Origin of the sequence: Photorhabdus heterorhabditis, from assembly GCF_001280945.1 — a bacterium.
In the GTDB taxonomy this organism is placed as follows: Bacteria; Pseudomonadota; Gammaproteobacteria; order Enterobacterales; family Enterobacteriaceae; genus Photorhabdus; species Photorhabdus heterorhabditis.
In genome coordinates this window covers 18,398-40,289 of the sequence record NZ_LJCS01000042.1, presented here as the reverse complement: position 1 = coordinate 40,289, position 21,892 = coordinate 18,398, and the positions used below count along the sequence as shown (strand labels likewise).

Genomic DNA, 21,892 nt, shown 5'->3' with positions numbered 1-21,892 from the left:
TTTCTTTAACAACGGCGAGGTGTTCAATCAGAGTCATCATTGAGCTATCTGAAGAGAAATAAGCGTGATTAGATCATGTCATTACTCTACTTTCAATAGGCGTTAAAAAAGTATGCTCGCGCCCTGGGGATGTCACAGTGCGGTAATGCAAACTGTTCCACAGATCCCCTTGGTGATATTTACCCTTGTGCCAGCTTATCAGGTCATCCAAATCTTATATATGGCAATATCAATAAAAGCTCGCTTTTAGAAATAATGAATTCTGACGTTGCTAAAGAATACCGGACAAGAAAACCAACTAAATACTGTAACGCATGCAAATGGCAACATGTTTGCCATGGCGGATGTCAAGCAAGATCATATAAATTCTTTTCGGGTAATTATCATGAGAGAGATTATTATTGCCCTAGTTTATATAAAATATATGAACATATTGAGAAGAAACTTGCCACTAAAGGTATAAAGGCAAGAGAGCCCTATCCTAATCATATGGATGATGGATTAGGAGGGACACCTGCTTATATAGAATCATATATAAGCAATAAGCACCATCCTATAGAAATAACTTTATTGTAAATAGGAGAATAGAAATGAAAAAGCTTAACAAAGCTAGCCAAAATAAAACCTGGAACAAAGCGCTTATAGATTGTGTCGGAAAAAAATCAAATTCACTACAAGGAAAACCTATTCGTTCTAATAAAGTTGAAAAGCTTGTGCAATCAGCAACTATTCCTTCATGGAACAGCAATGTACACTCATATAGATTTTAATTCCCGGTAATATAACAAGAGCCTATTAAGCACAATAGGCTCTTTATGAATTTATTTAAAGATAGCCACTTCAGATATATATAACCATTCCAATTAGACATCATATTTTCAGCATGATTCATGCTCATTATTACTGGCATCAAATATACCTGTTATCTTTCAAGTTGCCTCTTTGTTGGCTGCACTCACTCACCCCAGTCACATAATTATCTATGCTCCTGGGGATTCGCTCCTTTGCCGTCGCGATGCATCTTGAAATCTATTAGGTATAAATTAACTGTGCCTGAGGATTAAAACAGCACATCTTAGCAAAAACTCAATACCTCAGGCACTTTATTTTTAAACAAATCTTAGATCACAGTACAGTATCAATTACACATTGGATAAAAGGTTTTACCTCTTCACTTCTTTTCTTATCTAAAGGTTTTTTTGTTTCATCGGAAACATCAAACTTTCCTTTAAATTTTCCATCTGCATTCGCCGTTTTTTTATCTGACTTTCCAGCAATACTAATTGTGTATGAATGCCCTTTGGGCAGTAAATCCGTACATTTACTCAAGGCACCTTTTTCATTTGCATGAATTTCATTATTAACATTATTTACTGATGTTTCCGCAAAAGAAAACGGAATGTAAGCCAAACCAAGTAATAAAGCATATGATAGAAATTTCATCTCTTTTCCTTATTTACTAAATTAATCTAACAATTAACAGTACTAACTAACACTAACCAACTAATCTTTCTTAAACTCCAGTATATCTCCAGGTTGACACTCCAAATATTGACATATAGCATTTAAAGTAGAAAATCTAATTCCCTTAATCTTTCCTTTTTTTAGTAACGAAAGATTCTGTTCGGTAATTCCTATTGATAACGCGAGATCTTTAGATTTAACCTTCCTCTTTGCCATCATGACATCCAGAGTAATATGAATTGACACAGTGTACCCCTATATAATACTCTGATTCTCAGCGTATATATCACAGGCTTGATAAAGAATACGAGAAATTATAGCCAGACAAGCTGAAAGAAAAAAAGCAACAAAATGGCCGGTGGTTAGACTTATCGACATAAAATGATTTCCCGCCGACTCATTCATCGTTAACCATAACGTTAGCAAAGGCTCACATAGAATATCTAACACACTCCAACCAATCACTCCCCAACCAGCAAATCCTAAATACCTTGCTGTTTTCTTTGAAAAGTAATCCCTTTGACTATAACTTCTAAACAGTTGATGTAAAGCCCACAAGCTAAATATTAATGATGACAACGGGATACTTGTTATGAGAATTCCACCAATAAGCTGCCACCAACTGAAAGAGTACATATCAAAGTTAGGTAATATTCTCTCCGTGAGAGAAAATCCAAGTCCATACTTCTCTAGGATCAATTCTGGTTTCAACCAACTAAAAATGTTAATTATAATAGCCACCGTGATGATTAACAAAGAAAATTTAGATATCACTAAGCTAAGGTTAGTCACTCGATCCAATTTTGAAGAGTCTGTCATACTTACCCCCATCACCAAACATGTTCACACTATAACCAAAAATGACCACAAAACAACATTTTCTTATCGTAAAACGATAATAATTTCACACCTTGAATTAGGACAATTAAGTAACAGATTGTTTTTTAAGCATCTTTGGGAAAGTAAAAATGAACCGATAAAGTGGACGAACAATTTTTTCTTATAGGCAACGGGTATGTGGATTCATTATCTGGAATAAACGCCTATTAGGATAAAGACTAAATACATCCGCTATCAAAATATCAACTCACTAAATAATTCACATTGCCAGTGTTATTAATAACAACTATAAAAACAACCATATTTACCGCTAATAAAAATAGCGATAAAAAACAATTATTAAAACCTGGGTATAATGAATAAACGGATTAATACACTATAATAGACAAAGAGCAATATATTTAAAAAATTCTTCAAACCCAAAGATAAACAAAGTGGAGATACATTATGTTGAATACAACTTATCAGATTCCATTTCCAAACTTCTTTTATTTCGAACTGATAAGAATGGAAGATTGTATACCATTATGAATGGCTAACAAATCTAATCCAAGAATCGAAAATATTCACGAATAACACAAAAATCCTATCACTACGCCTAAGGAATACGACGATGAAAAACGCCTCAACAATGCGAGCGCCAGTGAAACTACCACCAATGCCATCTGAAAGCATAGCCTTAAAAACCTATAAATCGGTCAACATGGCACGATCCCATCTGGAAGGGGACGAACTCCTTTTTACTGACAATGATGGCTTCGAACGAGCCATTCGGCATGGTTTTTTCCTCCTGGAAGCGCCATCCTATATGAATTTTGAATACGGAGAGCGATTTGCATACCATTTCTTTGAGCCCGCCACAGAAGGGGAGCTTCGGCCTTATACGGGATTCAAATCGTGCACTTTTTCTAACAGTTACGAAGGTTATTCCGACAAAAAACATGATCAATGGGAAAGTTTCCGCATCACGCGGAAACACTGGAACCTCATTCCAACCGAAGTCGCAACACTTGGCCGCCAGATGGCACACGTAGGTATATGCATATTACGCTCAGTGTTAAATTATGTTGGCATTCCTCGCAGTGATTGGGAATTAGTCACAGGCGGCTGTTCAGAAGGGCTGGGAAACCAGAATATGGGGTTTAATCACTACCGATCAGAGAAAGCCACCCGTGGCTCCAAGTTTCATCGAGATGTAGGATGGGTAACAGTCCTAAGAACAACTGAGCGGGGTCTTTTGGCCTATATAGATGGTGAGCTTTTGGCTATCGATCCAGTTCCTGGCTACCTAATTATTAACTTTGGTAGTTCAATCGAAGTGCTGACAGAAAATTTAATCAAGAATGTTCGGGCTAGTATACATGGCGTTGTTCGTACCGAACGAAACGGGCAACGCGATAGAGTGTCATATACAACGTCTTTAGTCAGCAATCTGACTGGTAATATCTACAAATATGGTCCCAAAGGCCCAATCAGCGTTCAATCTGTCAAAGAATTTGTTGCTCAGGAAGTCACCCGGGCATACGATGATGATGATGATACTTTGTAGATTGCTTCCTTAACGAAAGCACCAAATATGTTAAAACTATTTTCTGGCAACCTGTTTACAACAAATTTTTCTCTATCTAAAAATCTGAAACCGAGAAAATAGGAATAGTGTAAACAGGTTTTTCCACGTGCTTTTGATTAACATTCACTTTGGTAAAAAATATCAGCGAATACGTATATCATGAATAAATATGACAAAGCGTTATAAGATTGAAAGAATTTTCTAATAAAATTATATTGTTAACAATATTGCCTATTCATCTCTTTAAGTTACCCATCATCAGCAAATGATGAAATAGCAGCATATGTGAGCAAGATCCAATTCGTAATAGAATGAAAAAAAACAAATTATTCCTACAACACAGAATAATTATGAAAAAACAACCTCTAATTAATAGGTATTCAATCAATTAACATTCTAATCATAAAAATTCTATAAACTTTCTACTGCAAGAGATAATTATATTAATCTCTTACAACGCTTAAACTCAAAATCTGAGTCTGAATTTATATGCCTATGAAATAACCATTATTAAACAAGAGATTATATTAAACAGATCGTTCATTATCCTCCTCAATGCCGATAATTACAGTAGAACCAATTCCAATTCTGGGAAAATTTCACCTATAAATTATCATATTTACAAAAACATAACAAAATTATTTATAAGATTTTTATTAAAAATAAATCTTTAATAAAAAATACATCGTATTTTTATTGTAGGAATTTGCATTTTAATTATTTCTATGCCATATATTAATCACATAGATAAGAAATATTAATTATGTAAATGCATATATGGCTAGATTGCCACTTATAGCTATGACAAATAATTATATATCATTTCTTTTCTAAAAAACGGGCAATGTCGAGTGAAGGTAATTTCATTTCTTTAACCTACAATTGGACCAAATGGGAGGCTTAATATTTCTATCAAAATGACAAAAATAGAATTTTGACACCAATAAAACCACTCCTCAATTTTCAAAAGAAGAAGATTGAAGAAATTATTTACAAATTTCATCTAAATTAATACTCCTTTTACTACATTATCATAGGACCATAACCATGAAAACCTCATCAACAATGCGATCTACAATTAAACTACCACCAATGCCATCTGAAATAATCGCTGCAAAAACTTATAAATCAGCAAACATAGTACGCTCCCATTTAGAAGGAGACGACCTTATTTTTACTGATGATGATGGCTTTAACCAGGCTATTCGACATGGTTTTTTCCTTCTGAAGGTTCCATCATATATGGATTTTGAACACGGTGATCGATTTGCATACCACTTCTTTGAACCCGCCACAGAAGGAGAACTTCGTCCCTATACAGGATTCAAATCATGTACTTTTTCCAACGGCTACGAAGGTTATTTCGATAGAAAACATGATCAATGGGAAAATTTCTATCTCAAACGACAACACTGGGACTTAATTCCATCCGAGGTCGCAAAACTTGGTCGCCAAATGGCACACATAGGTATATGTATATTACGCTCAGTGTTAAATCATGTTGGTATTCCCCGTAGTGACTGGGAATTAGTCACTTGTGGTCTTTCCGAAGGACTTGGACACCAGATGTTTGGGTTTAATCATTACCGCTCAGAGAAAGCTACCCGAGGCTCCAAATTTCATCGAGATCTAGGATGGATAACTATCCTAAGAACAACTGAACGTGGGCTGTTGGCTTATATAGATGATGAGCTTTTAGCAATCGATCCGGTTCCTGGTTACCTGATCATTAACTTTGGTAGTTCAATCGAAGTGCTTACAGGAGACTTAACGACAAAAGTTCGGGCTAATGTACATGGCGTTGTTCGTACAGAACGAAATGGACAGCGTGATAGAATGTCATATGTGATGCTTTTAGATAATGATGAGGCTGGCGATATCTACAAATATAGTTCAAAAGGCCCGATCAAAGTTCAATCCGTCAAAGACTTTGCCATCCAAGAAGTTAATCGGGCATACGATAATGATGATAGCGTTTTATAAATATTTTCAGCACAATAAATCTAAAATATTGCAGTTTGAATATATACCCAATAGATTTCAAGTTGCAGCGCGGCGGCAAGAAAACGCATCCCCAGGAGCATAGATAACTCTGTGACTGGGGTAAGTGAACGCAGCCAACAAAGCAGCAGCTTGAAAGATGAAGGGTATAAATGATAGATATAAATAGGAATCCAGCAAACTATAAAACAGCAAACTTCCGACGTTATTAATAGATTTAATTATATAGTAAAAGATGGTTTCTTCTGGCAATCAGAATAACCTGTTTGCAACAAACTATTCTCTATCTAAAACCTAGAGAACAGGAATAGTACAAACAGGTTTTTCCACGTACCCCCTTAATAAACATGAAAAATATTTAATTATTTAAATAGTCTTAAAAGAATTTTTAAATAAAATTATGGGTTGTCTTAGATAAATAATTTGATCTAGGACAACTCCAATCAATATATATTAGACACATACAGCTATGTCACTTACCACTCGCATGATATTACCTCCTTAGATATACACTTTTATTGTATATCCACTCACTGACCCTCAGTAAAACTGTGTCATGACGTGGATTTACGATTTATTAAAATAACCACAATAATGGTTGAAAAAATACCTATAAATGTTGCAAAGAAAACAATGCTTGCGGAAAAAAAATAAGATATTGTGGAACCTATCAAAGGGCCAATAAACATGGAAAAACCAACAGAAATTGACGTTAAACCAAATATTTTAGCCGAGTTATCATTAGTTGCAAATTTCTGCATATAAATGGTAACAATAATATTATTCATAGACGATCCTATTCCTATTATTACCATTGCTAAAAACATAAGAAATAAATTGATTTCATCAGGAAACGAATCGTTAAATTGATTTGTTATTCCTATTAAAAGATACCCCAACCCCCACAAAAAGAATGAAAACAACATAATATTTAAAGATATGTTAATCTTATATTTTCCAAATACCAAACCAATTAAAACACCTGAAACACCAGAAAGACACATGGCAAAACTATAATGGCTTCCATTGAATCCCTGCTCCATAAAGCTAAGAGCTATTAAGCTATCTGATAAATAGCCAAAACAAGTTAAAGTGGAAATAACAATAAATGAAAACAATATTTTATTATCTTTCATTATATTAAAGTAATTAATTAGCGATATTTTGTTTTTTTTGCGGTTAACATCAATCAAAGGTTCTGAAACAAAAACATATAAGACTGCTGAAATAAAATAAAGCATTGATATTAAAATAAGAATCTGTTTTGTTGAGTAGTAGATAAGAATAAAACCTAAAAATAACGGGGCTAACATTTTGTATATTTGAAATAAAACTTGCCAATAACTAAAGTTTTTTTCAAACTTTTTGGTTGATATGTTTTTTAATATTAAAAAATTAGAAGGTCCTAAAAATAAACGAAGGATGTTTTTAATAAAAGAATAAAGAATATATATATTAATGTCATCAATATTGTATTGAAAAGTGGTAATAACACCACAAAGTAACGAAATGATAATAATGTACTTTTTGGGTTTTATATTTTCATCTACAAATGACGAAACATAGGGCGTTAGAAATAGTAACGATACAGCATATGAAATTGTATATAAAGATGAGTATATCGCTCCACCGTTCCAGTGATATGTGATTAATGTGAATGATATTATCATCTCCAAATACAAGGTGAAAGAATTTCCTGAGGAGGCTAATATTAATTTGCAAAATTGTCTATCCATCATTTTTCTCCAACTAAAATAGCCTCATTAAATATAGAGATTACAGTAATTAAATTTTTTTTGGCATTTCCACTTGAATAATATCCACTATTAATTTAATTACTGCATCTTTAGTTAAGGTATCAGTATCAATAATTTTCCAAGTGTCATCATAAAATGTCTGGTATTGATTAAAAACGTGTTTTTGATATTCTATAAAATCATATTTTTCATTTATCTCTAACTTTCCAGACTCACTAGGTTTTAATATTTTCTTCCTTTTTTCAGCAATATTTGGAGGAACATCAAGATATATCACCATGTCTGGTTTTGTGTTTATCGATAGAACCGACTTACTTAATTTTGCTAATTCCGTGGATTTCAGTAAGAATCTTGCTAAATATTTATAATACCAACTATCACATATAATAATTTTACCTTGCAATAAACAAGGTTGAATAATTAAACTATCTAAAACAGCAAACCATGATGCTATCAATAAAATCCAATGCCGGTCACCAAGTTCACCCAATGGAGCAGAAATATCATAATCCCAAAGGACATCTCGTATTTTTCCCATATGATACATACTATACCCAGATGGTAGTAAAGGATAATTCTTATCTAAAAAAACAATATTATTATAATCTAGAGACAAAATATCATAAACTTCGCGTGAAATTGTTGATTTACCTGCACCATCATTTCCTTCAAAAGCTATAAATAAACCGCGTTTAATCATTTCTTTTTTCCCCGTAATACGCTTCAGTATCAAGTGAATTTCTACCACTACCGATAATAAATGGTTTGAATCCATATTTTTGATATAATTTATGCATCTCAGCATACGTTTTATAAATATCTTCAAAAATAGGTCTAGGGTGATTTTGATATTCAGAACCATGATCGGGATGAAAGACCGCTATTGCTGGAACTATGCCATTTTTTGAAAAAAAACCCATTCCTTGTATTATTTCAGTACTTGATAATCTTGATATGGGTGATGACAAATTACTTAAGTCCATTAACATTTCTTCTGCATCGCGTAGATGAAATATTGTTTCTTGTAATTGGCATCCATTGTTTATTTGGTTCAAATATTCTTGAATATTATTAGTTTTAGTTCCCTTTAATGTTCTCCAGCAGTGGTGCTTACTTATAATCTTTATTCTTTCCATGGCATTCCCCATATGTACTATACCCTTCATCTTTCAAGTTGCTGCTTTGTTGGCTGCGTTCTCTTGCCGCCGCGCTGCAATTTGAAATCTATTGGGTATATTCATGTTAATGCCCCTAGTCTTTCGAATTCCGATATATAAAAATTAGCATTTGCATTAGTTATTCCAAGTTTTTTTAATTCTGAAACAACTTCAAACTCTGTTTTTTCATTATCTATTACTAACCAAACTTTATATGCATCCAAATTAATTTCACATAATGCTTTTTTTGCGAAAAGTATTAACTTCCCATCCTTGTACAAGACTCTGTACCATAAATTTTTTACTATTGGTTTATTATCTTCATCTGATAATGAAATGTCAGATGTATTAGCTATTCTTTTTTTTGCAAAAGATACATTGTAACTAAAAATATCTTTTCCTTGACAATAGTCTAAAGTTAATTGCCACATTTTAGCAACTGAATTTATGTAATCAATTGTTGAAATATCATTGGTTACATTAAATTTCGAACAAACCATCAAGTATATAGATGTTATTGGATGGTCTTTTCCAAATACCTTCATTGCATTTTTATAGCGCCACTTTATTAAAGTGGATGTATTTTCACTCGAAGCCAAAATATAATCCATTGCTGAATTAACTGTTCGTTCAAAGTTGAATGCCGCTGATATCAGGTCATTATTTAAAATATTCCCAATCCCATCGGAAAAACACTTTTCTCCAAAGTTTTTTGCTTTGGTCTTAAGTATTTCACATAATTTAGTTTTATTTATACCTCCTTTTAACTTGTTAAAATTATTTGATTTTATAATCGATTCCCCTGTTAGTATCCTATGAGATAAATGTAATTTATACCAATCGGAATTTGAGCTTCCATTGTTGATTATCTTCATGATTTCTTTTATCTCTTTTAAAGAGATTATTGTCACTTCTAACATTCCTATATCGGATGGTATAAATATCTCTTCGCATTCTATTTCTCGTTCTCCCTCCAATATAACATAGACATCATAATCAGATTTTGGTGTTGAAAACCCTTCAATGACTGAGCCTGACAAGTAACAAGTATACAGATCAGTATCATTAAATTTTTTATTTATTATTACTGTTATTTCCCTTTTTACGTTAATAATGTCCATGTTTTACCTTATAAATGAAAGGACAAATAAAGGAATAAAGGTTATGACATACCTTTATTCCTTATTCTATTAATTAGGGGATGAACTCATTAAACCATTATCATAATTTAATTTTTCATCATCAGTTATCGGCCTAAATGCCTGTGCTGTTATCACATTCATTATATGCTCCTATAGGATTTTTTTAAAAATATACCAAATCAAAATTTAATTCAGCATAGTAATAATAACAATTTTTTTTATTTCAGTTATGTAATAGTTAAATGTTTGTGAATTACATCACAACCAAAAATATAACCCATTGAAAAAACTTAAATTATTTATTGCTTTTTGCGATAAAAAGTGTATCAAGCTTGGTATGCTTTCCAATAGGTTAATTTGACGTAATCATCTGAATTTATTGTTATTATTTTTTCGGTCATGTATTCAATGCGGTGTTCATCATGTAAGATTCTGTCATTTATTAAAAGAATTCTTGATGGTCAAAATACACGTTTTTATTATCCTTTCAGGTCACCGTATTCTTCGTTGGCGTAACCGGAATTCATGCTGTCATCCACGCTTCCCCTCTTACAGTAAGCGTCGAAACAACAGCATTTGCTACTCGGAACTTGAGCGGGTATACGATAATGATAGTGACGCTTTGTAGATATTTTCTGCACAATAAATTGGTGTTATAACGCAGATTTGAGCTGACAGATACCTTTATATCAGTGTCTGTCAGGTTAAATCGGCAGGTGAACCTCGATCCCTCTCGGGCTCACCAAATCCTTAGATATACCTGTTATCTTTTTCCTCTGGCTTTTTTCCCCGCCAGCATATTGGGCGGGGTCGTTATGAGTTATCTTGTTCCGAAAAGCATTAATTAAACTTTCAGTTACAGCCAGAAGAACCAGGCAAATAGAGAAATGATAATGATACAAGCAATATTCAAAACTATCCCCACTCTTACCATTTCAGTCTGTTTGATATGACCAGAGCCAAAAACAATCGCATTAGGCGGTGTGGCAACCGGCAGCATAAAAGCACAAGACGCTCCAAAGCCGATAATCAGTGTCAACGTCACCACCGGCATACCCAATGCTTCCGCAACTGTTGCAAATACTGGCACCAACAAAGCTGCACTCGCTGTATTACTGGTAAATTCAGTCAGGAAGATAATAAACGCAGCCACCGCAACAATGATCACAAACCAATGGCTTGCACCGAAAGTAGCAGCCATACCATTCGCCATAATTTCACTGGCACCTGAGTTTTTCAGAATGGCACTTAAAGTCAGGCCACCACCGAACAACATCAATACGCCCCACTCGGTGTTATTCTGAATCTGAGACCAACTCGCAACACCGGTTACACCAATCAGAATAGCGGCACTGACAGCGATAATGGTATCCAGATCTTTCACCCCTCCCAGAGCGGAGCTAATCGCAGTACTAGAGATCCAGCAAAACACCGCAGACAGAAAAATCAGCATGGTCATCAAACGCTTGCCAGTCCAATCTAATTTCTCCAACTTCATGTCGAATTTATGATTCAAATTCGGGCGCAACATTAGATACATGACACCCACCATCATTGGCATCAAAATCACAACCAGAGGAACACCAAATTTCATCCAACTAAAAAAATCAATTCCCAGTTGAGCCGCCGCAATCGCGTTTGGTGGGCTACCGACCAGCGTACCTAAACCACCAATACTTGCACTATAAGCAACACCCAGCAATACAAACACAAAAGTATGACGTTCAGAGCGTGTATCTAAATTAGACAAAATCCCTAATACTAATGGCAACATCATGGCAGCTGTCGCTGTGTTACTGATCCACATGGAAAGGCCAGCGGTAACACCAAACAACAACATCACCGCTACAGACAAACGCCCACGAGCAATCATCAGCAGACGGTTGGCGATCAGTCTATCTAGTCCTTGTATATGAAGTGCCGTTGCCAGTGCAAAGCCACCAAAAAACAGAAAGATAATGGGATTAGCAAAAGATTTCAGTGCATCTCCCGTATTCATCAATCCCATGCCAACAGCCAGAATTGGAATACATAACGCAGTAATCGTGACGTGAATAGCTTCAGTCAGCCACAGCACACCAACAAATACCATCAATGCCAAACCCGCATTAGCTTTTTCACCAAACGGCAAAGTATTGAGCAAGATAAACAGTAATAAAATATCCGCAGCCAGAATAATTAAGCCTTTTTTATTAGAAAAATTTGGCTTCATGGCTGGAGTTAAAGATTCAGAAGCATCCATGGTGACTCCATTAGCGCCGGTGATATCTGATCCACCATTGCTACAATTGTTAAAAAAATACAAGGCGTGTGAATATAAGGAGTCTGCCCTAAGAAGAAAATGCAGTTTTTTGAATTTTGAGATCTAAAGCGTGGGAATGGGGTCAATTAAATCATAACAGATGTTATTTCATACAAATTTTTGTTGTTATATCACATTATTACATCTTTATAGGTATAGGAAATATTTACGTTTTATGCAGGTTTTCTGAGTACAAAATCCGATGCGTTTTACCTTTACTAATTACCTATTAAATCGTAAAAGTGATAAACTCACATAAAAATTATTATAGTTAACAGTTTAATATGATGGGTGAAATTATGAATGATAAAAGTATGAGTTTCTCTGTAAACAAGGATCTGGATGTTCATTCAAAAAGTTTTGATGCCTTCATATCATATATGGAAAACAGCAACGATCTTTGGGTTATAAAAGACAACGAATCCCGATTCGTCTATGTTAATGATGCTACGCTTTATTACAGTGGCCTGCCTAAGGGGTTTAACATAGAAGGTAAGCTTGATAGTGAATGTCCAGCACCGTGGGCTGAGTTTGCAGATATTATACAAGCTAATGATAAAAACGTAATGACTAGTTTAAAAACCATTCCGGTACTAAACACCTTAACTTATGGCGGGAAGCAAAAAATAATCCAACCATTTTTAGCCAATGTCACACCGCTAATGAAGGATGGAAAATGTATTGGGGTTGTTGGTCACGGTAAAAAACTAGAAATTTATTCCATGTATCATTTTGAAAATAATAGACATCCTGATTCATTAACTCTTGGCACACCAACTGATTTATTTACTGATAGAGAGTTCGATATCGTATTTTTTGCGTTGCAATCACTCAGCGCCAAAGATATAGCTAGAAAATTAGGCATTTCATATAGAACGGTACAAAGTCGGTTACAATTAATTTATCAAAAAATAGGGATAAATTCATTAAGCCAGTTAAAAGAATATTGCCGGGGTAAGGGGTATAATAACTATGCGCCTACCCGATTTATTAATCCTAACCCCTATATACCTCTGGCATAATAATGCACAACATCGTTGTCTTCACTATGCCATTAGGATTCTGTTTTTAGCAGAATCCTATCCCTCATTAATTTAACCCTATCTTTTATATAGAAGATTTTATCTCGCTATATTCGCGCTTTTAAAATCTGGCATTAATTAGGGAAATTTTTTAACCCTAAAAAAAATAGCTTTTCCAGAGATTATTGTTTGAAGTCCATAAACATAATTACCTATTGCGTCGTAAAAGTGATACTCTCATATGAAAGTTATTATTGTTTTATAATTTTATCATAACGGGTGGAAATTATGAAAGATAACACGATGAGTTTTTCTGTAAACAAAGATCTGGATGTTCATTCAAAAAGTTTTGATGCCTTCATATCATATATGGAAAACAGCAACGATTTTTGGGTTATAAAAGACAACGAATCTCGATTCGCCTATGCAAATGATGTTGCGTTTTATTACAGCGGCCTGCCTAAGGGGTTTAATATAGAAGGGAGGCTTGATGGTGAATGTCCAGCACCGTGGGCCGAGTTTGAGGATATTATACAAGCCAATGATAGATATGTAATGACTAATCAAAAAACCATTCCAGTACTAGATACCTTCACCTATGGGGGAAAAGAGAAAAGAATCCAGCAGTTTCTAGTCGATGTTACACCGCTAATGAAGGATGGAAAATGCATTGGGATTGTAGCGCACGGAAGAAAACTTCAAATTTATTCCATGTATCATTTTGAAAACAACAGGCATCCTGACCCATTATCATTTGGCAACCCAACTGATTTATTTACTGATAGAGAATTCGATATCGTATTTTTTGCGTTGCAATCACTCAGCGCCAAAGATATAGCTAAAAAATTAGGTATTTCATATAGAACGGTACAAAGCAGGCTACAATTTATTTATCAGAAAATAGGGATAAACTCATTAAGTCAGTTAAAAGAATATTGCCGGGGTAAAGGGTATGATAACTATGCGCCTACCCGATTTATTAATCCTGATCCCTATATACCTCTGGTATAACAATGCACAACATCACTATCGTCACTATATGCTACTGGGTTCTGGCTAAGCAGAACCTCCTACGTCCCGAAGCGTAGAAGCACCTGTACACCTCATGTCAGCGATTTTCTCACCTTAATAAATAAGGCATTTGGGATTCTTATCACTTCATTATTAAACTTTCCATTTCAAACCCAGCTCTTCGACATGCCTTTAATAATCTGTCGAATTGCTCATGGATTAGATATATACCCTTCATCTTTCAAGCTGCTGCTTTGTTGGCTGCGTTCACTTGCCTCCGCCCTGCAATTTGAAATTTATTGGGTATATATTATTACAGCTTTTTCCCTGAGTCCGCACTGATGCGGAATACTAAAAAATAGCTGTACTAAGACGTTAAACCCCGCTAAGTACAGCCAAATATTTTCCGAATGGAAAAACGACTAAAAGGTCATACATGAACTTTAATTGTTCAGCAATGCTCTTTTATAGATATTAGAATATTCAGAAAGTTTAGTTATTTCTGGAAATATTGGAAGTCGCATTAAGTACGTTAACGAACGTCTTAAAAAAATATTTGTTAAAGCATTTAAGGAGGGTTTTACCCCTCCTATACCCTTCATCTTTCAAGTTGCTGCTTTGTTGGCTGCTTTCTCACCCCAGTCACATCGTTATCTATGCTCCTGGGGATGCGTTCTCTTGCCGCCGCGCTGCAAATTGAAATCTATTGGGTATATACTTAATTACCGATTCGATTAAGCCTGACCTTTTACTTCTTTCAGGCCCCTGAAAGGAGCACGGTTACCCAGCGCTTCTTCAATACGGATCAATTGGTTGTATTTAGCAACGCGATCAGAACGGCTCATAGAACCTGTTTTGATTTGACCAGCAGCGGTACCTACTGCCAGATCAGCAATAGTAGCATCTTCTGTTTCACCGGAACGGTGAGAGATCACTGCGGTATAACCCGCTTCTTTTGCCATTTTGATAGCAGCCAGAGTTTCTGTCAAAGAACCAATCTGGTTGAATTTGATCAAAATGGAGTTAGCAATGCCTTTCTCGATGCCTTCTTTCAGGATCTTTGTGTTGGTAACGAATAAGTCATCACCAACCAACTGGATTTTTTCACCCAACACTTTGGTTTGGTAAGCGAAACCATCCCAGTCAGATTCATTCAGGCCATCTTCGATGGAAACGATTGGATACTCTCTGGTCAAATCTTCCAGATAATGCGTAAATTCCTGAGAAGTGAAAGTTTTTCCTTCACCTTTCAATTCATAGTTACCTGTTGCTGAGTTGTAGAATTCAGAAGCTGCGCAATCCATAGCCAATGTGATATCTTTGCCCAGAACATAACCTGCTTGTTCTACCGCTTCTTTGATGGCCGCCAGAGCAGCAGCATTAGACTCCAGGTTAGGTGCATAACCCCCTTCGTCACCCACAGCAGTACTCATGCCTTTTGCTTTCAGGACCTTAGCTAGGTTGTGGAACACTTCAGAACCGATACGAACCGCTTCTTTCAGCGTTTTTGCACTAATCGGCTGAATCATGAATTCTTGGATATCAACGTTGTTATCCGCATGCTCACCACCGTTGATGATGTTCATCATCGGCAACGGCATAGAGAATTTACCCGGAGTACCATTCAGTTCAGCAATATGTTCGTACAATGGCATCCCTTTCGCAGCAGCTGCCGCTTTTGCGTTAGCCAGAGAAACCGCCAGAATCGCGTTAGCACCGAATTTAGATTTGTTTTCGGTACCGTCCAGATCGATCATGATTCTGTCGATGTTAGCCTGATCTTTTGCATCCTGGCCGATAACTGCCTGTGCAATCAGTCCATTTACTGCATCAACAGCTTTCAGTACACCTTTACCCATAAAACGGGATTTGTCACCATCACGCAGTTCCAATGCTTCGCGGGAACCGGTAGATGCACCAGATGGTGCCGCCGCTAAACCAACAAAGCCCCCTTCCAGATGTACTTCTGCTTCTACGGTTGGATTACCACGGGAGTCGATGATTTCACGAGCGATCACTTTAACGATTTTGGACATTAGGTTTTCCTCAGTACAAGTTATATTTCAAGTAAGTGGCAGAACATCTGATACCGCCACTTACTGCACATCTTATTTGAGCTGGCTTTTCTGATAGTTACCGGCAGCTTTTACAAAACCGGCAAACAACGGATGGCCGTCACGAGGAGTAGAAGTAAATTCTGGGTGGAACTGACAAGCCACGAACCAAGGATGGTCGGGTATCTCAATAATTTCCACTAATTTATTGTCTACTGAACGGCCGGCTACCCTCAGACCAGCATCTTCAATGCGTTTCAGCAGCAAGTTATTAACCTCATAACGATGACGATGGCGTTCAATGATAGTCTCTGCACCATACAAGGTACGAACCAAACTATCTTTGGTCAGGTGACATGGCTGCCCCCCCACACGCATCGTTCCACCGAGATCACTCTCTTCGCTACGCACTTCTAAATTACCATCCTCATCACGCCATTCGGTGATAAGGCCAACAACCGGGAATCGGCAATCAGGTTCGAATTCTGTTGAGCTGGCTTTTTCCATACCTGCGACATGGCGTGAGAACTCAATTAATGCGACTTGCATTCCGAGACAAATTCCCAAATAAGGAATTTTGTTCTCACGGGCATAACGGGCTGTCATGATTTTGCCTTCCACACCACGACCACCGAAACCACCTGGAACCAGAATCGCATCCAAACCCTTTAGTAATTCAACACCACGGGTTTCAACATCCTGCGAATCAATCAGCTTGATGTTAACAGTCAGACGATTTTTTAATCCACCGTGCTTCAACGCTTCAATCACGGACTTATAAGCATCAGGCAGTTCAACATATTTACCAACCATCCCGATAGTCACTTCACCGGAAGAATTCGCTTCTTCGTAAATGACCTGCTCCCATTCAGACAGATTTGCTTCCGGGTAATCGAGGCTGAATCGTTTACAAATATAATCATCTAATCCTTGAGATTTCAATAGCCCTGGGATTTTATAAATGGAATCAACGTCTTTCAGAGAGATAACGGCTTTCTCCGGTACATTACAGAAAAGCGCAATTTTTGCACGCTCGTTAGCAGGAATGACACGATCTGAACGGCAGATCAGAATATCTGGCTGAATACCGATAGAAAGCAGCTCTTTTACAGAATGTTGAGTTGGCTTGGTTTTTACTTCGCCAGCCGCTGCCAGATAAGGAACAAGGGTCAGGTGCAAATATAAAGTATGTTCACGACCCACTTCTACCGCCATCTGACGAATCGCTTCAAGAAATGGCAAGGATTCTATATCACCGACCGTACCACCAACTTCCACCAATACCACATCATGACCTTCACCGCCACTGATAATACGATCTTTGATTTCATTGGTGATGTGAGGAATAACCTGAACGGTCGCTCCCAAATAATCGCCACGGCGCTCTTTACGCAGAACTTCGGAATAAACTCGGCCAGTAGTGAAGTTATTACGACGCGTCATTTTGGTGCGAATGAAACGCTCATAGTGACCTAAATCGAGATCAGTTTCAGCGCCGTCTTCAGTAACGAAAACTTCCCCATGCTGGATTGGGCTCATTGTCCCCGGATCAACGTTGATGTACGGGTCCAGTTTCATAATAGTGACATTGAGTCCACGGGCTTCAAGTATAGCGGCCAAAGAGGCTGCGGCAATGCCTTTACCCAGAGAGGATACGACCCCGCCGGTCACAAAAATATAATTAGTTTTCATGCTGAACCTGAAAGTTTAGGTTTAAAGATGATGGATATAACAGGACGGGAAAGCAGTATACCCTAACCTTAAATGCGCTACAAATAATCTGCGCATAAATATACCCGTTATCTTTCAAGTTGCTGCTTTGTTGGCTGCACTCACCCCAGTCAGATCGTTATCTATACCCTTCATCTTTCAAGCTGCTGCTTTGTTGGCTGCGTTCGCTTACCCCAGTCACATAGTTATCTATGCTCCTGGGGATGCGTTCTCTTGCCGCCGCACTGCAACTTGAAATCTATTGGGTATATGCTCCCGGGGAGTCGCTCCCTTACCGTCGCGATCCATCTTGAAATTCACTGGGTATAAGATTATTTTCCCCTTCACAGTATTTCCAATGTAGACATGAGTACATACAAAAACTTCATTTTTCATGAAGCTAATCGTTATTAGCACTTCTCAACGTCGAATGATTTTATTGCTTTAATTGATTAAAAAACAGTATGATTGCTTCCGTCGCAATCATTTCGGCTGAATTGCACACAGATAAAAGACCCAGTATAGGTAATAGTAGCTTATGAGTTAAGGGGTGATGCCATGATTATACTGACTCAGGAACAATTCGATAAAATTATTGATATAGAGGACAATACTTATATTGAAAAAATCAGGCAATGCATTTTGTCAGAACATGCCGATTTGGTTGCGCATGAGGATGAGAAAAATTTGCATAAGCGACTTAAAGAAGCCTATCGGTATTTAATCGAAGACCTAGGCTTTAAAGATAAAAAGCTGATTAAATCATACCTTTATTTAACAGCATTTAATCGTGACTTCCATGGTGTACCAGAAATCAAAAATGCCCTTGAAGCAGGGGAAAACCCGGAACAACAATACAAAGATATCTTGAGAATAATAGATAACTTGCTGAAAAGGAGCAATTAACATGCCTTTACCTTTGGTAGTTCCGGTCGCTCTGACTGCGGCTGAATATGCAGCATCAGCCCTTACGGGCATATTGGTTGGCGTTGGTGTTGGCCTCGGCGTTACGGAAATGACAAAAGACAAGGATGATGAAAAAGAGCAAGCGGAAGCCCGAACGGATGTGATCAGTACAACAAGGGAAGAATGCAAGGCTTGCCCAGCTATTGAGAAAGTGAGTCCTAGTTGGGAAAGTACCAGCTCATATTCACAGGTTACCCTTGATTATCAACTCCAGATAGCCAAAACCGTTTACAAACCGGACGCAAAACTCATACAGGTATGGGAATGTCTGGGAGTCAGTTTTGATGGCTGGCGACCAAAAGCATGCCTGTTTCTGGAATCCAAAGCTAAATATGATCAGTTTTTTAAGAAAGGAAAGCCAATAGGATGGTGGACGGGAGATAAATCCATGATAAAGCAAGCTAGTAGACAATAAGAAGTATGTACTTCATTGAATAGCATTCCACGCTCCCACTGGCATTTTATGGAACCTATGAGTGCAACTTACTATTCGAAAGAATTCTCTGGGCATCCCAACGTTAAAGTATTTCACACCCCTTTAATTGGATAGACGAGGTAATAAATGGCTATTTTATCACTGGAAATAGAACTGTATTTTGACTGGAAAGAATCGTTGACTCCACAAATGGCACTCACTGATTTGTATAAGATAACGCAACAGATTGATCTATTCTTTGGATATCACAAGATTTGGTTTCTTCCCGGACACTCCCGTAAGCAGGCATTAGAACACACAGCCTTTGATGAACAAGGGGCAACGAAAAAGGTAATAGAGGCATTTGAGAATGATTATAAGGAAATACCTCCTTTCATTGTCCAGAAAATCTGGGATGGTGAAAATGATGATCTTGCCTGTTCTATATCCTACAGAAACTACCGTAGTGACAGGTTAGGACAAACCAAAATAAGAATAGATCTTAATATTGACGAAAAAGATTTTCAGTTTTCACGGCTGATTAATTTTATTACCTTTTTAGTTCTCAGCCGTAATGCTCCCTACATTATGGTAGAAACTAACGGTTATACCTTGAAGCAAAATCAGGTATTCCCCGACAGGTTAAGTGCAGGGTGGATGATTTATTTACCCTTTGTTATAGACCCCGCATTATTACCAATGGCCGCTGAAATCTTGCCTATTACCAATGATAAAGAACAATTGGGGACATTAATTATCACCAAACAAGGCATTTTTGACGGCGAAAATCAGGACGATATTGACAGAGCCAATGATATTGAAATTCAGTTGTTGAATTTGGGATTACTGCCATTAATTACTGAGGTTTAATCGCTGCTCTTATCAGGGCGGTATTTCACACCCCTTTATTTGGATAATGCGAGGTAATAAATGGCTATTTTATCGACAAAAATAAAGTTGTATTTTGACCTGAAAGAATCTTTGACTCCTCAAGTGGCACTGGCTGATTTGTATAAGATAACACAACAGATTGACCAACTCTTCGGGCGTCAAAAAAACTGGTATTTGACAGGTCATACTCGTAAGGAAGCATTGGAACACCTTGTTTTTGAAGGGGGCCACCCGACAGAAAAAGCGGTTCAGGTGTTTGAAGAAAGTTACAAAGAAGATTTTCCTTTTATAGGAAAACAAATCTGGGATGGTGAAGTTGATGACCTTGCCTGTTCCCTATTTTATGAGAACTATCGTATTGATAAACTGGGGAAAATTAAGCTAACAATAAAGCTTAAGATTGACGAAAAAGATTTTCAGTTTTCACGGCTGATTAATTTTATTACCTTTTTAGTTCTCAGCCGTAATGCTCCCTACATTATGGTAGAAACTAACGGTTATACCTTGAAGAAAAATCAGGTATTCCCCGACAGGTTAAGTGCAGGGTGGATGATTTATTTACCCTTTGTTATAGACCCCGCATTATTACCAATGGCAGATGAAATCTTGCCTATTACCAATGATAAAGAACAATTGGGGACATTAATTATCACCAAAAAAGGTATTTTTGACGGCGAAAATCAGGATGATATTGATAAAGCCAATGATATTGAAATTCAGTTGTTGAATTTAGGATTACTGCCATTAATTACTGAGGTTTAATCGCTGCCCTTCTCAGGGCGGTATTTCACACCCCTTTATTTGAATAATGCGAGGTAATAAATGGCTATTTTATCACTGGAAATAGAACTGTATTTTGACTGGAAAGAACCGTTGACTCCCCAAATAGTATTGACTGATTTATATCGAATTACTCAGCAAATCGATCACTTTTTTGGCCGTCATAAAACCTGGTTTTTGACTGGACACACTCGTAAGGAAGCATTAGAGCATCCTGTTTTTGAAGGACAGCATCCAACGAAAAAAGCAGTTCAGGTATTCGAAAAAAATTACAAAGAAAATTTCCCTTTTATAGGAAAAAGTATTTGGGATGGTGAAGATGACGATTTTTCCTGTTCCCTATTTTATGAGAACTATCGTAGTGACAGGTTAGGACAAACTAATATAACAATAAGACTCAATATTGACGAAAAAGATTTTCAGTTTTCACGGCTGATTAATTTTATTACCTTTTTAGTTCTCAGCCGTAATGCTCCCTACATTATGGTAGAAACTAACGGTTATACCTTGAAGCAAAATCAGGTATTCCCCGACAGGCTGAGTGCTGGGTGGATGATTTATTTACCCTTTGTTATAGATCCCGCATTATTACCAATGGCCGCTGAAATCTTGCCTATTGCCAATGATAAAGAACAATTGGGGACATTAATTATCACCAAACAAGGCATTTTTGACGGCGAAAATCAGGATGATATTGATAAAGCCAATGATATTGAAATTCAGTTGTTGAATTTGGGATTACTGCCATTAATTACTGAGGTTTAACGGTAATTGCGTTGTTTTATGTTTTTACATTCTGGCAACGCTACA

General features: G+C 36.8%; 21 protein-coding genes. 11 read left to right on the top strand and 10 right to left on the bottom strand.

Going from position 1 to position 21,892, the window contains the following annotated elements:
• The first annotated feature begins 129 nt into the window (after positions 1–129).
• Together AM629_RS22305 and dynB are read left to right on the top strand one after the other, a co-directional pair.
• Positions 130–576: an SPASM domain-containing protein gene (locus AM629_RS22305; RefSeq protein ID WP_072161895.1), complete on the top strand. Its 447-nt coding sequence runs from the start codon at positions 130–132 to the stop codon at positions 574–576.
• A gap of 14 nt (positions 577–590) precedes the next feature.
• The gene (dynB, locus tag AM629_RS14310) at positions 591–770 is read left to right on the top strand and encodes a dynobactin A family peptide antibiotic (protein WP_054479957.1); all 180 of its coding nucleotides are present in this window, start codon (positions 591–593) and stop codon (positions 768–770) included.
• A gap of 355 nt (positions 771–1,125) precedes the next feature.
• Here dynB and AM629_RS24660 read toward each other — a convergent pair whose 3' ends face one another.
• Genes AM629_RS24660 through AM629_RS14295 form a run of 3 tightly spaced genes read right to left on the bottom strand, consistent with a single transcriptional unit; the run spans position 1,126 to position 2,283 of the window.
• Positions 1,126–1,443, bottom strand: a complete 318-nt coding sequence (locus AM629_RS24660) for a hypothetical protein (RefSeq protein WP_235525485.1) — start codon at positions 1,441–1,443, stop codon at positions 1,126–1,128.
• A gap of 60 nt (positions 1,444–1,503) precedes the next feature.
• Positions 1,504–1,710 (bottom strand): helix-turn-helix domain-containing protein, encoded by a 207-nt coding sequence (locus AM629_RS14300; RefSeq protein WP_054479956.1) that lies wholly within the window; start codon positions 1,708–1,710, stop codon positions 1,504–1,506.
• Between the two features lie 9 nt (positions 1,711–1,719).
• Positions 1,720–2,283 carry a DUF2975 domain-containing protein gene (locus tag AM629_RS14295; protein WP_054479955.1) on the bottom strand — a complete coding sequence of 188 codons (564 nt, stop codon included), beginning with the start codon at positions 2,281–2,283 and terminating at the stop codon, positions 1,720–1,722.
• Between the two features lie 724 nt (positions 2,284–3,007).
• Between AM629_RS14295 and AM629_RS14290 the strand changes: the two genes are divergently transcribed.
• Positions 3,008–3,853, top strand: a complete 846-nt coding sequence (locus tag AM629_RS14290; RefSeq protein ID WP_235525484.1) for a 2OG-Fe(II) oxygenase family protein — start codon at positions 3,008–3,010, stop codon at positions 3,851–3,853.
• Between the two features lie 1,068 nt (positions 3,854–4,921).
• Entirely contained in the window at positions 4,922–5,857 is a 936-nt protein-coding gene (locus tag AM629_RS14285; protein WP_054479953.1) for a 2OG-Fe(II) oxygenase family protein, read from the top strand.
• A 572-nt stretch (positions 5,858–6,429) separates the two neighbouring features.
• Here AM629_RS14285 and AM629_RS14275 read toward each other — a convergent pair.
• The 5 genes from AM629_RS14275 to AM629_RS14255 form a co-directional block, all read right to left on the bottom strand.
• Positions 6,430–7,611, bottom strand: coding sequence for an MFS transporter (locus AM629_RS14275; RefSeq protein ID WP_235525483.1), 1,182 nt, complete (start codon positions 7,609–7,611; stop codon positions 6,430–6,432).
• Between the two features lie 49 nt (positions 7,612–7,660).
• Positions 7,661–8,332, bottom strand: coding sequence for a dTMP kinase (locus AM629_RS14270; RefSeq protein ID WP_054479950.1), 672 nt, complete (start codon positions 8,330–8,332; stop codon positions 7,661–7,663).
• Positions 8,325–8,768 (bottom strand): hypothetical protein, encoded by a 444-nt coding sequence (locus tag AM629_RS24655; protein ID WP_235525482.1) that lies wholly within the window; start codon positions 8,766–8,768, stop codon positions 8,325–8,327. The genes AM629_RS14270 and AM629_RS24655 overlap by 8 nt, the downstream gene beginning before the upstream one ends.
• Positions 8,769–8,869: 101 nt before the next feature.
• Complete coding sequence (locus AM629_RS14260; RefSeq protein ID WP_054479948.1) at positions 8,870–9,910, bottom strand: hypothetical protein; 1,041 nt, start codon at positions 9,908–9,910, stop codon at positions 8,870–8,872.
• An 877-nt stretch (positions 9,911–10,787) separates the two neighbouring features.
• Positions 10,788–12,173 carry a DASS family sodium-coupled anion symporter gene (locus AM629_RS14255; RefSeq protein WP_054479947.1) on the bottom strand — a complete coding sequence of 462 codons (1,386 nt, stop codon included), beginning with the start codon at positions 12,171–12,173 and terminating at the stop codon, positions 10,788–10,790.
• A gap of 359 nt (positions 12,174–12,532) precedes the next feature.
• Here AM629_RS14255 and AM629_RS14250 point away from each other — a divergent pair, with 359 nt between their 5' ends.
• Together AM629_RS14250 and AM629_RS14245 are read left to right on the top strand one after the other, a co-directional pair.
• Complete coding sequence (locus tag AM629_RS14250; protein ID WP_054479946.1) at positions 12,533–13,255, top strand: helix-turn-helix transcriptional regulator; 723 nt, start codon at positions 12,533–12,535, stop codon at positions 13,253–13,255.
• A gap of 288 nt (positions 13,256–13,543) precedes the next feature.
• Complete coding sequence (locus tag AM629_RS14245; protein WP_054479945.1) at positions 13,544–14,266, top strand: helix-turn-helix transcriptional regulator; 723 nt, start codon at positions 13,544–13,546, stop codon at positions 14,264–14,266.
• Positions 14,267–15,000: 734 nt separating this feature from the next.
• Here AM629_RS14245 and eno read toward each other — a convergent pair.
• Entirely contained in the window at positions 15,001–16,302 is a 1,302-nt protein-coding gene (gene eno, locus AM629_RS14240) for a phosphopyruvate hydratase (RefSeq protein ID WP_054479944.1), read from the bottom strand.
• 72 nt (positions 16,303–16,374) lie between these two features.
• Positions 16,375–18,012: a glutamine hydrolyzing CTP synthase gene (gene pyrG, locus AM629_RS14235; protein ID WP_054479943.1), complete on the bottom strand. Its 1,638-nt coding sequence runs from the start codon at positions 18,010–18,012 to the stop codon at positions 16,375–16,377.
• 576 nt (positions 18,013–18,588) lie between these two features.
• On the opposite strand from pyrG, the gene AM629_RS14230 reads away from it, so the two are divergent.
• From AM629_RS14230 to AM629_RS14210, 5 genes are all read left to right on the top strand, one after another.
• Entirely contained in the window at positions 18,589–18,936 is a 348-nt protein-coding gene (locus tag AM629_RS14230; protein ID WP_054479942.1) for a hypothetical protein, read from the top strand.
• Between the two features lies 1 nt (position 18,937).
• Complete coding sequence (locus tag AM629_RS14225) at positions 18,938–19,411, top strand: Tox-REase-5 domain-containing protein (RefSeq protein ID WP_235525481.1); 474 nt, start codon at positions 18,938–18,940, stop codon at positions 19,409–19,411.
• 147 nt (positions 19,412–19,558) lie between these two features.
• Positions 19,559–20,281, top strand: coding sequence for an Imm52 family immunity protein (locus AM629_RS14220; protein ID WP_054479941.1), 723 nt, complete (start codon positions 19,559–19,561; stop codon positions 20,279–20,281).
• A 60-nt stretch (positions 20,282–20,341) separates the two neighbouring features.
• Positions 20,342–21,064, top strand: a complete 723-nt coding sequence (locus AM629_RS14215) for an Imm52 family immunity protein (protein WP_054479940.1) — start codon at positions 20,342–20,344, stop codon at positions 21,062–21,064.
• A 60-nt stretch (positions 21,065–21,124) separates the two neighbouring features.
• Positions 21,125–21,847 carry an Imm52 family immunity protein gene (locus AM629_RS14210; protein ID WP_054479939.1) on the top strand — a complete coding sequence of 241 codons (723 nt, stop codon included), beginning with the start codon at positions 21,125–21,127 and terminating at the stop codon, positions 21,845–21,847.
• Positions 21,848–21,892 lie beyond the last annotated feature (45 nt).

Coding starts and splice junctions, on each gene's coding strand:
- AM629_RS14225 (WP_235525481.1), top strand. CDS start 18,938: ATGCCTTTACCTTTGGTAGTTCCGGTCGCTCTGACTGCGGCTGAATAT.
- AM629_RS14210 (WP_054479939.1), top strand. CDS start 21,125: ATGGCTATTTTATCACTGGAAATAGAACTGTATTTTGACTGGAAAGAA.
- AM629_RS14270 (WP_054479950.1), bottom strand. CDS start 8,332: ATGATTAAACGCGGTTTATTTATAGCTTTTGAAGGAAATGATGGTGCA.
- eno (WP_054479944.1), bottom strand. CDS start 16,302: ATGTCCAAAATCGTTAAAGTGATCGCTCGTGAAATCATCGACTCCCGT.
- AM629_RS22305 (WP_072161895.1), top strand. CDS start 130: ATGTCACAGTGCGGTAATGCAAACTGTTCCACAGATCCCCTTGGTGAT.
- AM629_RS14215 (WP_054479940.1), top strand. CDS start 20,342: ATGGCTATTTTATCGACAAAAATAAAGTTGTATTTTGACCTGAAAGAA.
- dynB (WP_054479957.1), top strand. CDS start 591: ATGAAAAAGCTTAACAAAGCTAGCCAAAATAAAACCTGGAACAAAGCG.
- AM629_RS24655 (WP_235525482.1), bottom strand. CDS start 8,768: ATGGAAAGAATAAAGATTATAAGTAAGCACCACTGCTGGAGAACATTA.
- AM629_RS14255 (WP_054479947.1), bottom strand. CDS start 12,173: ATGGATGCTTCTGAATCTTTAACTCCAGCCATGAAGCCAAATTTTTCT.
- AM629_RS14290 (WP_235525484.1), top strand. CDS start 3,008: ATGGCACGATCCCATCTGGAAGGGGACGAACTCCTTTTTACTGACAAT.
- AM629_RS14250 (WP_054479946.1), top strand. CDS start 12,533: ATGAATGATAAAAGTATGAGTTTCTCTGTAAACAAGGATCTGGATGTT.
- AM629_RS24660 (WP_235525485.1), bottom strand. CDS start 1,443: ATGAAATTTCTATCATATGCTTTATTACTTGGTTTGGCTTACATTCCG.
- AM629_RS14230 (WP_054479942.1), top strand. CDS start 18,589: ATGATTATACTGACTCAGGAACAATTCGATAAAATTATTGATATAGAG.
- pyrG (WP_054479943.1), bottom strand. CDS start 18,012: ATGAAAACTAATTATATTTTTGTGACCGGCGGGGTCGTATCCTCTCTG.
- AM629_RS14295 (WP_054479955.1), bottom strand. CDS start 2,283: ATGACAGACTCTTCAAAATTGGATCGAGTGACTAACCTTAGCTTAGTG.
- AM629_RS14220 (WP_054479941.1), top strand. CDS start 19,559: ATGGCTATTTTATCACTGGAAATAGAACTGTATTTTGACTGGAAAGAA.
- AM629_RS14245 (WP_054479945.1), top strand. CDS start 13,544: ATGAAAGATAACACGATGAGTTTTTCTGTAAACAAAGATCTGGATGTT.
- AM629_RS14285 (WP_054479953.1), top strand. CDS start 4,922: ATGAAAACCTCATCAACAATGCGATCTACAATTAAACTACCACCAATG.
- AM629_RS14260 (WP_054479948.1), bottom strand. CDS start 9,910: ATGGACATTATTAACGTAAAAAGGGAAATAACAGTAATAATAAATAAA.
- AM629_RS14275 (WP_235525483.1), bottom strand. CDS start 7,611: ATGGATAGACAATTTTGCAAATTAATATTAGCCTCCTCAGGAAATTCT.